The following is a 14,628-nucleotide window of genomic DNA, read 5'->3' as shown; positions in this document are numbered from 1 at the left end:
TCAACAGAGGGAATAGGCTTTAACGCCGTGAAACGGGAAGGATCGCCGTGCCGCACGACGTTGCATTGATCGCATTGATTGCCGCGGGCTTCGTGTTCGCGGCCATTTTCGGCTATCTGGCCGACAGGCTGCACCTGCCGCCGCTGGTCGGCTATCTGGTGGCTGGCGTCATTATCGGCTCGTCGACACCGGGCTTTGTCGCCGACGTTTCGCTGGCATCGCAATTGGCTGAGATCGGCGTCATCCTGCTGATGTTCGGCGTCGGCCTGCATTTTTCCGCCGCCGACCTTTTGGCGGTGCGCGGCGTCGCCATTCCCGGCGCCATCGGACAGATCGCAATCGCAACTCTCCTGGGTGTCGGGTTAACATCGCTATGGGGCTGGAGTGTCGGCGCCGGCGTGGTTTTCGGCTTGAGCCTTGCCGTTGCCAGTACCGTCGTGCTGTTGAAGGCGCTAGAAGAGCGCAACCTCGTGAGCTCAACCAATGGCCGCGTCGCCGTCGGTTGGCTGATCGTCGAGGATCTGGCCATGGTGCTCGCACTCGTCCTTCTGCCCGCCTTTGCCGGTGTCTTAGGCGGTCATGCGGATGCCGGCGAGCATGCCGTTTCCGGCTCGATCTGGCTGACGATCGGCATGACCCTCGTCAAGGTGGCTGCCTTCACAGCCGTTGCGATCTTCATCGGCCCGCGCGTCGTGCCCTGGCTCTTGACCTCGGTCGCCCGCACGGGCTCGCGCGAGCTGTTCACGCTGTCGGTTCTGGCGATCGCGCTCGGCATCGCCTTTGGCGCGGCGGAAATCTTCGGCGTATCTTTTGCGCTCGGCGCCTTCTTTGCCGGCCTCGTGATGAGTGAATCGCATCTCAGCCACAGGGCAGCAGCCGACTCCCTGCCATTGCAGAATGCCTTTTCGGTGCTGTTCTTCGTGTCCGTCGGCATGCTTTTCGATCCGTCGGTACTGATCCGCGAACCGCTGATGATCATCGGCGTGCTGGCGCTGATCATGCTGGGCAAGTCGCTGATTGCCTTCGGCGTCGTGCTGTTGCTGCGCTATCCCGCCAGCATCGGCTTTGCGGTTGCGGCTGGTCTTGCGCAGATCGGCGAATTCTCCTTCATTCTGGCCGGGCTTGGCGTTTCGCTGGGCCTCCTAACGCGGGAAGGGCAGGATCTCATTCTTGCCGGCGCGATCCTCTCGATCACGCTCAATCCGCTGGCCTTCTACGCCACGGAGAGGCTGGAGAAGTGGACCTTTGCCCGCTGGCCGTTCCTGGCGAACAAATACGGCATGGCCAAGCAGGACGGCCTGCGTCGTCAATTGACCGCGATCAACAAGCAGCGCGAGGAGCGGGATCGCCAGCACCATCTCGAGATCGAGCAGCTCATCGAAACCTTCCCGATGTTTGCCGAACTCGATGATAACGAGCATGAGGAGCTGCTGTTGCTCTTCCGGCCACGATCGGCCTCGCCGGGCGACCGCGTCATTCGTATCGGGGATCGCGGCGACAGCATGTTCTTCATCGCCTCCGGTGCCGTCGAGGTGCAGGTGGAGGATGACGAGATCCGGCTCGGCGCCGGCGCCTTCTTTGGTGAAATGGCACTGTTGACGGGCGCACGCCGCACGGCCGATGTCGTCGCCGTCGATTTCTGTCAGCTCTTCGTGCTGGACCGCCGCGACTTCAATCTCTTCATGTCGCGGCATCCGCAATTGCGCGCCGCCGTCAGCCGCATGGCGCGGGAGCGACAGGAGAGCAACGTGTCGCGCCAGCGGCGCGACCTGTCGCAGGATGCAGGCTGAATCCCTAGCGACGCTTCAGCCAGGATTTCGAGACGCGGCAGGCCATGGTATAGGCAGGATCGAAGATGTTGCCGACATCATAGCGCACGACCTGGCCGAGCAGGTGGCTCGCCGCCGTCTTGTCGAGGCCGTAATCGGCGCCGAGCCAGCGCAGCATTTCGCTGGTGGCATGCTGCAGCGCCTGGTCGAGCGGCCGGGCATTGCCGATGGTGAAGATATCCTCTACCGTCTCGCCGCGCGGCCAGACGATCGTCTTTTTCTTCTCCACGCTCAGGCGCACCGTCACCTCGAAGGTGGTTTCGATGCCCGTACCGACGATCTCGCCGTCGCCTTGCACCGCATGACAGTCGCCCAGAAAAAAGAGCGCGCCGGGTGCTGATACCGGAAACCAGATGGTCGTGCCCGGCCCGAGCAGGCGATAATCCATATTGCCGCCGAACTCACCGCTGGTCGCGGTCGATATGGCCTGGCCAAGCGACGGCGCGACCCCGAAGCAGCCGATCATCGGCGACAACGGCAGAGTAAGGCTTTCGAGACCGGCGACGGGTTCGGCCAGCCGCGCTGTCAGAGCTTCACGATCGATCCGCCATATCACCTTTTCGCTCGCGGGCAGGGAGCGGACGTCGTGCGGGTCGACGACATTGCTCGCGACCACGCTGCGGGTGAAGCCGGTATCGCGCGTCGGCACCATGGTCAGGATATCGACTTTGAGGGAATCGCCCGGCTCCGCGCCCTCGACGAAGATCGGCCCGTTCATCGGATTGGGGCCAGAGATGCGATTGATGTCGTCCTTGTCGTAGCCGGCGGCGTCGAGCGTTTCGGTGATAACCGTATCGCCGTCGGCGACATGCAGGGCCGGCGGCAGCGAACCGATGACATTGTGATAATGGGTGGGGTCGAAACGGTGCGTTGCCATTTTGCTTAAGCCTTGTGTCGAATCCTGTTGCGGCAGCCTATGACGACTCCGCGCGTCTAGGAAAGAGCGCCGCGACGATATTTGTGCGATGGCCACCTCGCTCGGGACGCGAGCAAGTACCCGCCATTGCAGGCTCGCCTCAAGCGAAATGATCGCGAAATGCCTGCGGCGTGGTGCCGAATTTCCGCATGAAATTACGCCGCATGGTTTCTTCCGAACTGAAGCCGCAGCGCATGCGCGCCTGATGAACGGTCAGGCCTTCTTGCAGCATGTGGCGGGCTGCCTCGATGCGGATTTCTTCGACGGCTCGCGCCGGTGTCCGCCCGGTTGCTTTCAGATAATGGCGCGAAAAGCTGCGCGCGCTCATATTCGCCTGCCCGGCGAGCGCCGGCAGGGAAAGATCGGCGCGCAGATTGTCCATGATCCAGCCGTGCAGGCGGTCGAAGCGTTCGCCACCGTCCTGAAGCCTAAGCGCCGCACTGAATTGCGCCTGGCCGCCTGGCCGCTTCAGGAAGACGACGAGTGCGCGGGCAACTGAAAGCGCCAGGGTGCGGCCAAGATCGGCCTCGACCAAGGCGAGGGAAAGATCGATACCGGCAGTCACGCCCGCAGAACTCCAGATCTGCCCGTCCTGAACGAAGATCGGATCGGGCTCGAGCTTCACATGCGGAAAGCGCTTGGCGAATTCTTCGCAACGGTTCCAATGGGTCGCCGCCCGGCGCCCGTCCAAAAGACCGGCTTCCGCAAGCAGAAAGGCGCCGCTGCAGACGGAGGCTATTCGCCGGGCACTCGCGGCTCGCCGGCGCACCCATTCGATCAGGCCGAGATTGTCGCAGGCTTTATTGACACCCCAGCCGCCGGCGATGATCAATGTGTCGAGCGGATGATCGGTATCGACAAGCGGCGCGGTCATGAGCGCGAGACCCGAGCTCGTTCGGGTCTGAGTGTGTTCCGCGACCACGACGGCCTCGTAGGGTTTCGGCCGATCGAGCTCGAGCGCTGCCTCGTTGGCGCTGGTGAAAACCTGCAGCGGGCCGGTGATGTCAAGCAGCTGCGCATTGTCAAAGGCGAGAATTTCGATGCGGCGCATGATTGGCAAGAAATGACGGTGGTTTGGCAAATGTGCCAGATCGTTGTCGCATAAGCTCGCAAAAGTCAACCATCGGAGACATATCATGACCATTCGCTTCGGCCTGCTTGCCTTTCCAGGTATCCAGCAACTCGATCTGACCGCACCCTATGAGGTATTCGCCTCCATGGATGATGCCGAGGTGCATCTCGTCTGGAAGGATCTCTCGCCCATCGTTTCGGCAACGAAGCTGGTGCTGCAACCGACGACGACCTTTGCCGAATGCCCGCCGCTCGATGTGATCTGCGTGCCTGGCGGCGGCGGCGTCAATGCGCTGCTGGAGGATGACGCGGTCCTCAGTTTTATCCGGAAGCAGGCAGCCCAAGCCCGCTTCGTGACATCGGTATGCACAGGCTCCCTCGTCCTCGGCGCGGCTGGCCTGCTCAAGGGCAAGAAGGCGACGACCCATTGGAATGCGTGCGATTTCCTCGAGAATTTCGGCGCTATCGCCACGCCGGGGCGCGTCGTGCGGGATGGCAATGTCTTCACGGCGGGCGGCGTGACTGCCGGCATCGATTTCGGACTGACGATCGTTGCCGCCTTGCGTGACCGGGAGGAAGCCGAAGGGATCCAGTTGTCGCTGGAATATGCGCCGGAGCCGCCGTTTCATTCCGGATTACCCGAGAAGGCCAGCGCCGAGGTGTTGGCCAGAACCAAGGCACGCCTTGCCGGCTCGAGGACGGCGCGGCAGGCGATCATGGCTCGTCTTGCGGCTGCCGGACACGAGCCCGGGTGAGCACCGGTTTGTCCACCGGCACTGTCACCTCGATGAAATGGAGCGCCGATAGGGAGGCGATCGTCGATTGATCATGTCGAGGTGGTGATGGGCAGGCGGAAGAATGGAATTCCAGTTTCACGTCGCCCATCATGCTTGACACAAATAGCTTTTCTGCGACCGTGGGATCATGACAGCGTCCCCGGCCTTACTGGGAAAAGGCTCATTTGATGAACGAATTCCGATCATTTCACTGCGTGTCACGCTTCCTCAAAGCGCTGACAATCCTGATCAGTGCAGGCCTTTGCTCGATACCGCCGGCGACGGCTGCCGAGGCGTCCGAGATGGCGCCGCAGACCAAGGCTTCGAGCGAACAGGTGGAAAAACTCATCGGCACATTGCGTGACAGCAATGCCATGTCAGGCCCGGATCTTGGTCAGCGGCGTGCCGGTTTCGAGAGGCTCATGGCGTCGACGCCGGATCCGTCGCGCGTGCAGATACGGCGCGTCGATGCCAATGGTGTGGATGGTGATCTGATCTGGCCGGCGCGATTGCATCATCCGATCGGCCGGCGCGCCATTCTCTACCTGCATGGCGGCGGCTTTTACAGCGGCTCGCTCAGAACGCATATCAACATCGCCGGCGCGCTCGCCAAGGCGGCGTCGGCCGATGTCTTGCTGATCGATTATCGCCTCGCACCGGAAAATAGCTTTCCCGCGCAAAGAGACGATGCAGTTGCCGCCTATCGCTGGCTTCTGACGTCGGGATACAAGCCTGGCAATATCGTCGTTGCCGGCGAATCGGTCGGCGCAACCTTGGCTATCGAGATCGTCCTCAACCAGCTCCATCTGAGGGGCGCGCTTCCCGCGGCAGTCGTCGCAATGAGCCCCGTCACCGATTTTGCGGCAACGGGTGCCTCGCTGGCGGCCAATGCATCCGAGGATCCGTTCATGGGCAAGGACGAGCTGAGCCTCATCCGCAATGCATTCGTTCGGGATCGATCCCCCGACGATCCGGACATATCGCCGCTCTATGGCAATTTCTCCGGCTTTCCGCCGCTGCTGATCCAGGTCGGCTCGCGCGAGGCGCTGCTCGACGACAGTACGAGGCTGGCGGACAAGGTGCGTCAGGCAGGCGGTAGCGTGAATCTGGAAATCTGGCCGGGCATGATCCATCAATGGCAGATTTTCCCCTTCTGGCTCGATGACGCAAGAAAGTCGAATGCGAGAGTTGCGGAATTCGCGATATCGCATTTCGCTGACAAGCCGGTGCAATAGTTTTCATGCGCAAGGACATGCCAAGCCTTGATCCGTCTGAGATCGAGGAACGGCGAGTGTTTGCTTTTGCCTGTCCTTGTGCTGTCATCACTGTGTCATTTGTTTATCGCGATAAATGATTGTGGAGCAGTTTTTTGGGTAGACAAAACGAACGAAAGGTTTTATGCAGATGCTTATCGCGATAATAAATCGCATAATAACTTTTTATGGAGATTGAAATGAGCCAGTCGATCCCTCAAGCTACTCGTCGGGGCGTTATGACAGCCGGGCTCGGCCTTGCCGCCGCTGCAGCCGTCGCTCCCTTCGCTCAACCTGCACAAGCCTCTACAAAGCAACCAACTTCGAAAGGTAAGGACACAATGAGCAGCAGCACGATTACCACCAAGGACGGCACGCAGATCTTCTACAAGGATTGGGGAACAGGCCAGCCGATCGTCTTCCATCACGGATGGCCCTTGAGCTCCGACGATTGGGACGCCCAGATGCTCTTCTTCCTCCATCAGGGCTACCGCGTCATCGCCCATGACCGTCGCGGCCATGGCCGCTCCAGCCAGACGGAAACCGGCAACGAGATGGATACCTACGCCGCCGACGTGGCCGCGCTTACCGAGCATCTCGACCTCAAGGGCGGCATCCATGTCGGCCATTCCACGGGCGGCGGCGAAGTTGCCCGCTATGTGGCGCAGTATGGCGGTCATGGCCGCGTTTCGAAGGCTGTGCTGATCGGAGCCGTGCCGCCGATCATGGTCAAGTCCGAGAAGAACCCCGGCGGCTTGCCGCTGGAAGTTTTCGATGGCTTCCGTGCGGCACTTGCAGCCAATCGCGCTCAGTTCTTCCGCGATGTTCCCGCGGGACCGTTCTATGGCTTCAACCGTCCCGGCGCCGTTGTGTCGCAGGGCATTATCGACAATTGGTGGCGTCAGGGCATGATGGGCGGCACAAAGGCCCATTATGATTGCATCAAGGCCTTCTCGGAAACCGATTTCACCGAAGATCTGAAGAAGATCGAAGTGCCGACGCTCGTCATGCATGGCGACGACGACCAGATCGTGCCGATCGCAGATTCGGCCCTTCTTTCCTCGAAGCTGCTGAAGAACGGCACGCTGAAGGTTTACAAGGGCTTCCCGCACGGCATGGCCACCACCCATGCGGATGTCATCAATGCGGACTTGCTGGCCTTCTTCAAGGCCTGATGCAGTCTTGAAACTTGAAAACAGAGCGCCCGCCAAAAGGCGGGCGCTTCACAGCCTGCCGAGTGCTGTTACCGCCTCTGCCGCTTCAGCTATCGAGTTTCAACGAAAGCTGAACGGCGCGTGGCAGGGGCGGTAGCGGCCGGCTGATTTCCACACGGCGCGTCCAGTTGGCGCGCCGTTCCTGTTCGCGCTCCCGAAGTGCCTTCGAGACAGCGACAAAGGTCATTGCACGTTCGATGACTTGTTCGGCCTTGGTCATGGATATCTCCATTTGTTCACTTTATGTTCTCATATTGGGCGCACGAAGTCAAGCAAGCCGGGCATTCGGGCGGATTGGCACCTTCCGGCGTTTCCAATATCGATGTCCGCGACGATCAGAGGATCGGGCCATCTCGGCCGCTATTGCCGGCGCAGGTTGATTTCACTGGTGACGATGGCTTTGCCCGAGGTCTGATCCTTGTCGACGGTCCTCAGCGTCAGCTGACCGCTGCCTTGCCGGTCGATGGTCATATTGGCATCCCGGTCGCCATTGACGAGGCGTGCCCAGCGCACCGACAGGTTGATGACATCACCCTGCCTGCTGCCCGACAGCTGCGACGTTGCGCCGGACGGACCGGTATAGGTGCCGGAATATTGGGTTCCTCGGGCCGTGAGCTGGGCCGAGATCGCGCGATTGATGATGAGAAGGCCGCGACAGTTCCCCGTCATCGAAATCGAGGCGCCCGGTGCACTGATGTTGAACCAGCAGGAGACGCCGATCAGCGAGCTGCCTATCTTTCGAAGCACCTTGCCGGTCCCCGTCCAGCTGCCGTTCAATGGTTTTAGAAATCCGCTATCGTCTGCCGCGGCGGGTATTGCGGCATGAAGCCCGGTAAGGATTGCGAGAAGGCATGCCTGTCGGCGCATGGGAACAACCTTTTCACGCGAATTGACGGAGAACGCCGCAAAGACATCGCCGGTTCCGCCGCGGTCACAGCCAATTGATGCGCTTCAGCACATAAAGGGTAATGACGGAGGTGATGGCGACCAAGGCGACGATGATGATGAATGCCCAGGTGTCGTTGACGCCCGGAATGCCGCCGACATTCATGCCGAAAAGGCCGGCGACGACGCTCGGCGGCAGGAGGAGGGCGGCCAGTGCTGCGAGCCGGTTTGAATTGCGGGCGATGCGTTCGCTGATGACGGTCGAAAGGTCGTCGTGCAGAATACCCGTCCGGTCGCGGATCGCGTCGAGATATTCGATGCAGCGCATCAGCTTGTCGATAACCTCGCGCATTCGAAGCTTGTCGCGGTCGGTAAGCCAGGGCGCGTCGTCGTGCTCGATGCGATTGAGAGCATCGCGCTGCGGTGAAAGATAGCGCCGCAGCTGCACGGCTCGCCGGCGAAGCAGCTTCAGACGCTCGCGGACCTCGGCGGCCTCGCCATGGAAGATCAGCTCATCCAGCTCGTCCACCTCTTCATCCATCTGATCAAGAACGGGCTCCAGGTCCCTCACAAGCTTGTCGCTGACGAGCGCCAGCAATTCGCCGGTGCGCTTCGGCCCCTTGCCCTTTTCCAGCGCCTGGCGGATATCGCGAAGGGCTGTGATGTAATGCCCGCTGTCGCGGAACGTCACGACACGGTCCTCGTCCACCCAGGCATGCAAGGGCACGAGGTCCAGCTCCGCCGCCACTCCCTCGACATCCTGAGGAGGGGCGGCACATACGCCGCGAAGGATGATCAGCAGGCCGTCGTCAACCGGCTCCACGCGCGGGCGGGATTCGTCTTCCAGCAGCGCATCGGCAACGAGCGGATCGAAGCCGCCACTGCTGATTACCCATGCTGCCGCGGCATCGTGATTACGCTCGAGATGGACCCAGAGGATGCCATCCGCCGGCTTCCAGTTCTGCAGGCCGGCGGCGCCGATCTCGCGACAGCCGCCATTGCCGTCGAGAAGAACCGCGAAACGTATGCCGGGCTCGACGCCGTAGCTGAGTTGAACCTTCTGGCCTGCGACTTCCATCCGCTCCCATCCTCCCCCGAGCATAAAAGAAAGCGAAATCATGCGTCTATTTTTGATAGTTCTAGCACCGCGCGGCTTGGGGCGGAACTGGAGTCTGTGACGAATGATCGTATTCGCGGGATTTCAGGGCGGGGCGATTACTCGGCCGCCGCAGCAAGACAGCCGTCGATGATGGTGCGGATCTCGGCGCGGCAGGAGCCGCAATTGGTTCCGGCATTGAGCTCCTTGCCGACGGCTTCGACGCTATGGCAACCGCCGCGAATGACGGCGACGATCTGATTGACGCCGACGCTGAAGCAGGAGCAGACCGTCGCGCCGGCGTCGATGGTATCGGCTCCGGGTCTGCCGGCGATCAAAGCAAACCGCTTGCTGAGATTGCCATGCGATGCCGAAAGCTGGGCGATCGCCCAGTTCCGGGCCACGGCGACGGGCTGCCGCGCGACGAAGAGGGCCGCAAGTAGTCGGTCGCCGTTGAAGAAGGCAAGGCGCAAATCGCCGGAGGCCTGATCGGCATAGCCGAGCGGTTCGAGATCGGCAGGTATGTCGAATGTCGATCGACACCAGCCGATCCAGTCGTCGGGCGCCAAATTGAATGCAAGTTCCGTCCGCCAGCCGCCATCGGCCTTGGCGAGCGCCCAATAAGCGCTGTCGAGGTTATGTGGCTTTGCGGCGGAGACTGCGAAGCAATAATGCGATGCCAGGAAGCGCCGGGCGCGGACCGCGACATTCTTCGAGGCCGGCTGGCCGGAAACCGGATCCGTGACCGGGGCGACCACGGCGTCGATGCGGGCTTTGGCGGCAAAGCTGTCGTTCCAGTGCATCGGCACGAACAGGCTGCCGCGCGCCTGCCGCTCCGTCACCAAAGCGCGCACGATCACCTTGCCATGCGGGCTTTCGATCTCGACCAGGCTGGCTTCCGTAACCCCGATCTCGATCGCGTCACGCGGATGGATCTCGGCAAACGGCTCGGCGATATGGGCCGAAAGCCGCGCGCTCTTGCCGGTGCGTGTCATCGTATGCCAGTGATCGCGAACGCGCCCGGTATTGAGGGTGAGCGGAAAGCGGCTATCGGTTCGATCGCTCGCCAGCGGTTCTAAGGCGAGAAAGCGCGCCTTGCGATCGGGATGATAAAACCCGCCATCTGCGAAGAAGCGCGTCGCCCTCGGCGCTGACCCGGCAGGCTGCGGCCACTGGAAGGGTAGGAGTGCGTCATAGTCCTTGGTCGTGATCGCTTCATGAGCACCGATGTCGAAATCGCGGCTGCCGGCATTTTCGAAGCCGGAGAGGCCGGCGTGCTCGGCGAAAATCTCCGCGTTTGTCCGAAAGGCGAAGGCCTGGGAAAATCCCATGCGGCGACCAACCTCCGCCATTTGCCACCAGTCGGGTCTGGCCTCGCCGGGCACTGCCAGAAACTGGCGCTGCCTGGAGATCCGCCGTTCGGAATTGGTGACGGTGCCGTCCTTTTCACCCCAGCCCAGTGAAGGCAGCAGCACATGCGCATGCCGCGTCGTATCGGTCTCGCGCAGAACGTCGGAGACGACGACGAAAGGACAGGCCTTAATGGCCGCCTCGACGGCATCGGCGTCCGGCATGGAGACGACCGGGTTCGTTGCCATGATCCACAATGCCTTGATGCGGCCGTCGGCGACGGCGCGAAACATGTCGACTGCTTTCAATCCCGGCTTGGCGGCAATTCGGGGCGATTGCCAGAAGCGCTGCACCCGGTCGCGATCTCCAGCGCTCTCGATCGCCATGTGTGCGGCAAGCATGTTGGCGAGCCCACCGACCTCGCGGCCGCCCATGGCATTCGGCTGGCCGGTCAGCGAGAAGGGTCCCGTGCCGGGCCGGCCGATGCGGCCGGTGGCGAGATGGCAATTGATGATGGCGTTGACCTTGTCGGTGCCGGATGAGGATTGGTTGACGCCCTGGCTGTAGCAGGTGACGACCCTCTCGGTCGCGGCAAACAGCCGGTAGAATTCGCGCAGCTGCATGGCGGGCAGGCCCGTCAGTTCAAGCACGCGGCTAAACGACAGGGAGCTGGCGGCAGAAAAAGCCTCGGCAAAGCCGCCTGTATGTTCGGCAATGTAATTCTGGTCGATGGTGTTGCTTGCGATCAGATGTTCGAAAAGGCCCAGGAAAAGGGCAACGTCGCCATCCGGCCGGATCGCCAGATGCAGATCGGCGATATCGCAGGTCATTGTCCGGCGTGGGTCGATAACGACGATCTTCATCGCCGGGCGCGCCGCCTTTGCCGCCGCCAGCCGCTGATAGATGACCGGATGACACCAGGCGAGATTGGAGCCGGTGAGGATGACAAGGTCGGCAAGCTCGATATCCTCGTAGGTGCCGGGCACCGTGTCCGAGCCGAAGGCGCGGCGATGGCCGGCGACCGAAGACGACATGCAGAGCCGCGAGTTCGTATCAATATTGCCCGAGCCGATGAAGCCCTTCATCAGCTTGTTGGCGACGTAATAATCCTCCGTCAACAGCTGACCGGAGACGTAGAAGGCAACGGATTGAGGCCCATGCTCGGCAATCGTCTCGCTGAAGCGTTTGGCGACCAGATCAAGCGCCTCGTCCCAGCTTGCCCTTTGGCCGGCAATTTCCGGATGGAGCAGGCGACCGTCGAGATCGATCGTTTCGGCGAGGGCGGAGCCCTTCGAGCACAGGCGCCCGAAGTTGGAAGGGTGGTCAAGATCGCCTTTGACGGAGACTTTGCCGTCTTCATCGACCCTGGCAATGACGCCGCAACCGACGCCGCAATAGGGGCAGGTGGTTTTGACCTCCGCTTCCATCACTCCGCCGCCATCATCAGGCTTTCGAGTGCGATGAAGAGAGCGCCATCTTCGTTGCGGACGGGAATGGTTCGCACCTCGCCCTGATCGGCTCCAAGCGCCTTGCCGGTTTCGAGCGAGATCACCCAGTTGTGCAGCGGGCAGGTCACGGCCGTGCCGTGAACGATGCCCTGGGAGAGCGGGCCGCCTTTGTGCGGGCAGTGATCCTCGATGGCGAAGACCTCGTTTTCGGCCGTGCGGAATACCGCAATCTTGCCCTGCGGGGTTTTCACGCAACGCGCGCCGCGCAGCGGAATGTCGGCGATATTGCCGATTGCATGCCAGCTTTCCTTTGGCCAGGTCGTCATACCCATCTCCTCACTCGGCGGCCTGCGGGAAGCCGATGGTCGCCATCGGCTTGAACTCGTGCTTGTCCTTGCCGGAAACGCGTTCCGACCAGGGATCGACTTGCGCGAATGTCTGGCTGAAGACGAAGCGCTCGTAATAGGCCTTGCGCTTTTCCTGATCCTGCATGATCTGGCGACGGATCTCGTCAAGGCCGATGCGCTTGGCCCATTTATAGATGCGTTCGAGATAGCGGCCCTGCTCGCGGTACATTTGCGTCAGCGCCACGATATGCTCGAGTGCCTCGTCCTCCGTCTTGACGAGACCCAGAACCTCCGTGCCCTTGATGTCGAGACCGGCCGCACCGGCGAAATGGATTTCGAAGCCGCTGTCGACGCAGATGACGCCGATGTCCTTGCAGGTTGCCTCGGCGCAATTGCGTGGACAGCCGGAGACCGCCATTTTGAGCTTGGCCGGCGTCCACGAGCCCCACATGAATTTCTCGATGCGGATGCCAAGGCCGGTCGAATCCTGCGTGCCGAAGCGGCACCAGTCGGAGCCGACGCAGGTCTTCACCGTGCGCAGGCCCTTGGCATAGGCTTGCCCTGAGATGAAGCCGGCTTTGCCGAGATCGGCCCAGACGGCGGGCAGATCCTCCTTCTGCACGCCGAGCAGGTCGATGCGCTGCCCGCCGGTCACCTTCACCATCGGGATTTCGAACTTGTCGACGACATCGGCAATCGCGCGCAGCTCGCCCGAGCTGGTGACGCCGCCCCACATGCGCGGCACGACGGAATAGGTGCCGTCCTTCTGGATGTTGGCGTGAACGCGCTCATTGATGAAGCGCGACTGATAGTCGTCGGCATATTCGTCCGGCCAGTCGCAGACGAGGTAGTAGTTCAAGGCGGGACGGCACTTGGCGCAGCCGCAGGAGGTTTTCCATTCAAGTTCCTGCATGACGGCGGGAATGGTCTTCAACCCCTTGGCTTTTATCAGCCTCCTGACATCGTCATGGCCAAGCTCGGTGCAGGTGCACATCGGCTGGACGGCGGCCGGATTGTAGCTGTCGCCAAGCGTGATCGACATCAGCTGTTCGACAAGGCCGGTGCAGGAGCCGCAGGAGGCCGAAGCCTTGGTGTGGGCGCGCACGTCGTCGAGCGAGGTCAGGCCCTTGGCCGTGATCGTCGAGGTGATCTTGCCCTTGCAGACGCCGTTGCAGCCGCAGATTTCCGCATCATCCGGCAAGGCTGCAACGGCCGCCATAGGGTCCAGCGGCGACCCTCCCTGATAGGCCTGGCCGAAGATCAGGGTTTCGCGCATCTGCGAGATATCGGTCGCCTTCTTCTTCAGGTCGTTGAACCAGGCGCCGTCGGCCGTCTCGCCGTAAAGCACGGTGCCGATGATTTTGTTGTCCTTCAGCACCAGCCGCTTGTAGACGCCGGCCGCCGCGTCGCGCAGGACGATCTCTTCGCGGTCGTCGCCATCGGCGAAGTCTCCAAGCGAAAACAGATCGATGCCCGTGACTTTCAGCTTCGTCGGCGTATCCGAATGCACGAAGGCGGCGCTCGCGTCACCGGCCAGATGCGAGGCGGCGACACGCGCCATCTCGTAAAGCGGAGCGACGAGGCCATAGACCATGCCGCCGACTTCGGCGCATTCGCCGAGTGCCATGATGGAGCCGTCCGAGGTCTGCATGCCGTCGTCGACGACGATGCCGCGGTTGACGGCGATGCCTGCCTCCTTGGCAAGGCCGATATTGGGGCGAATACCAACGGCCATGACGACGAGCGTGGCGGGGATCACGCGCCCATCGTCGAGCTCTATTCCCTCGACCTTGCCGTCACCGATGATCGCCTTGGTATTGGCCTTGGTGATGACCTTGATGCCGCGCTCCTCGACGGCCCTTTGCAGGAGATAGCCGGCGGCCGGATCGAGCTGGCGTTCCATCAGTGTCGGCATGACGTGCAGAACGGTCACGTCCATGCCGCGGGAGGCAAGGCCCGCCGCCGCTTCGAGACCGAGCAGGCCGCCGCCGATGACGATCGCCTTTTCGCGCGATTGGGCGGCAAGCAGCATCGCCTGCACGTCGTCGAGGTCGCGATAGGTGATGACCCCGCGCAGTTCCTTGCCCGGAACCGGAATGATGAAGGGGACGGAGCCGGTCGCGATGACAAGCTTGTCGTAGCTCTCGGTCACGCCATGATCGGAGGTGACGGTCTTTGCCACCCGGTCGATGGCGACGATCTTGTGCCCCTTGTACAGGGTGATGCCGTGCTTGATGTACCAGCCGTCGCCGTGGATGATGATCTGCTCATAATCCTTCTCGCCGGAGAGGACCGGCGACAGCATGATGCGGTCGTAATTGACGCGCGGTTCGGCGTTGAAGATCGTGACCTCATAGAGGCCGGGCGCCTTTTCAAGCACATGCTCCAGCATGCGCCCTGGCGCCATGCCGTTGCCGATGATGACGAGTTTCTGGGTCATGGT

The 14,628-nt window shown here is 61.8% G+C and carries 12 protein-coding genes; 4 read left to right on the top strand and 8 right to left on the bottom strand.

Going from position 1 to position 14,628, the window contains the following annotated elements; all coding sequences use genetic code 11:
• The first annotated feature begins 47 nt into the window (after positions 1-47).
• The gene (locus tag HGP12_RS14600; RefSeq protein ID WP_168842208.1) at positions 48-1,790 is read left to right on the top strand and encodes a cation:proton antiporter; all 1,743 of its coding nucleotides are present in this window, start codon (positions 48-50) and stop codon (positions 1,788-1,790) included.
• 4 nt (positions 1,791-1,794) lie between these two features.
• On the opposite strand, the gene HGP12_RS14595 is transcribed toward HGP12_RS14600, so the two are convergent.
• Both HGP12_RS14595 and HGP12_RS14590 read right to left on the bottom strand, forming a co-directional pair.
• On the bottom strand, positions 1,795-2,706 hold the full coding sequence (locus HGP12_RS14595; RefSeq protein WP_168842209.1) for an acetamidase/formamidase family protein: 912 nt from the start codon (positions 2,704-2,706) through the stop codon (positions 1,795-1,797).
• A 139-nt stretch (positions 2,707-2,845) separates the two neighbouring features.
• On the bottom strand, positions 2,846-3,796 hold the full coding sequence (locus HGP12_RS14590; protein ID WP_168842210.1) for a GlxA family transcriptional regulator: 951 nt from the start codon (positions 3,794-3,796) through the stop codon (positions 2,846-2,848).
• 85 nt (positions 3,797-3,881) lie between these two features.
• On the opposite strand from HGP12_RS14590, the gene HGP12_RS14585 reads away from it, so the two are divergent.
• The 3 genes from HGP12_RS14585 to HGP12_RS14575 all read left to right on the top strand — a co-directional run bounded on the left by HGP12_RS14585 (position 3,882) and on the right by HGP12_RS14575 (position 7,020).
• Complete coding sequence (locus HGP12_RS14585; RefSeq protein ID WP_168879143.1) at positions 3,882-4,571, top strand: DJ-1/PfpI family protein; 690 nt, start codon at positions 3,882-3,884, stop codon at positions 4,569-4,571.
• Between the two features lie 323 nt (positions 4,572-4,894).
• Positions 4,895-5,827, top strand: coding sequence for an alpha/beta hydrolase (locus HGP12_RS14580; RefSeq protein WP_246703409.1), 933 nt, complete (start codon positions 4,895-4,897; stop codon positions 5,825-5,827).
• Positions 5,828-6,186: 359 nt separating this feature from the next.
• On the top strand, positions 6,187-7,020 hold the full coding sequence (locus tag HGP12_RS14575; RefSeq protein WP_205926465.1) for an alpha/beta fold hydrolase: 834 nt from the start codon (positions 6,187-6,189) through the stop codon (positions 7,018-7,020).
• Positions 7,021-7,105: 85 nt separating this feature from the next.
• Here HGP12_RS14575 and HGP12_RS14570 read toward each other — a convergent pair whose 3' ends face one another.
• The 6 genes from HGP12_RS14570 to nirB all read right to left on the bottom strand — a co-directional run bounded on the left by HGP12_RS14570 (position 7,106) and on the right by nirB (position 14,625).
• Positions 7,106-7,279 (bottom strand): hypothetical protein, encoded by a 174-nt coding sequence (locus HGP12_RS14570; RefSeq protein ID WP_086005378.1) that lies wholly within the window; start codon positions 7,277-7,279, stop codon positions 7,106-7,108.
• Between the two features lie 140 nt (positions 7,280-7,419).
• Positions 7,420-7,926, bottom strand: coding sequence for a hypothetical protein (locus HGP12_RS14565; RefSeq protein WP_168842214.1), 507 nt, complete (start codon positions 7,924-7,926; stop codon positions 7,420-7,422).
• Positions 7,927-7,990: 64 nt separating this feature from the next.
• Positions 7,991-9,022 carry a CorA family divalent cation transporter gene (locus tag HGP12_RS14560; protein ID WP_168842215.1) on the bottom strand — a complete coding sequence of 344 codons (1,032 nt, stop codon included), beginning with the start codon at positions 9,020-9,022 and terminating at the stop codon, positions 7,991-7,993.
• Positions 9,023-9,159: 137 nt separating this feature from the next.
• Positions 9,160-11,817 carry a nitrate reductase gene (locus HGP12_RS14555; protein ID WP_168842216.1) on the bottom strand — a complete coding sequence of 886 codons (2,658 nt, stop codon included), beginning with the start codon at positions 11,815-11,817 and terminating at the stop codon, positions 9,160-9,162.
• Complete coding sequence (gene nirD, locus HGP12_RS14550; RefSeq protein ID WP_168842217.1) at positions 11,817-12,164, bottom strand: nitrite reductase small subunit NirD; 348 nt, start codon at positions 12,162-12,164, stop codon at positions 11,817-11,819. The genes HGP12_RS14555 and nirD overlap by 1 nt, the downstream gene beginning before the upstream one ends.
• Before the next feature lie 10 nt (positions 12,165-12,174).
• Positions 12,175-14,625: a nitrite reductase large subunit NirB gene (nirB, locus tag HGP12_RS14545; protein WP_168842218.1), complete on the bottom strand. Its 2,451-nt coding sequence runs from the start codon at positions 14,623-14,625 to the stop codon at positions 12,175-12,177.
• Between the last annotated feature and the right edge of the window lie 3 nt (positions 14,626-14,628).

The sequence above is a fragment of the Rhizobium sp. P28RR-XV genome, assembly GCF_012641385.1.
GTDB lineage: Bacteria > Pseudomonadota > Alphaproteobacteria > Rhizobiales > Rhizobiaceae > Rhizobium.
Note: the sequence above shows the minus strand (reverse complement) of the source record. Positions and strands in the feature narration are given on the sequence as shown.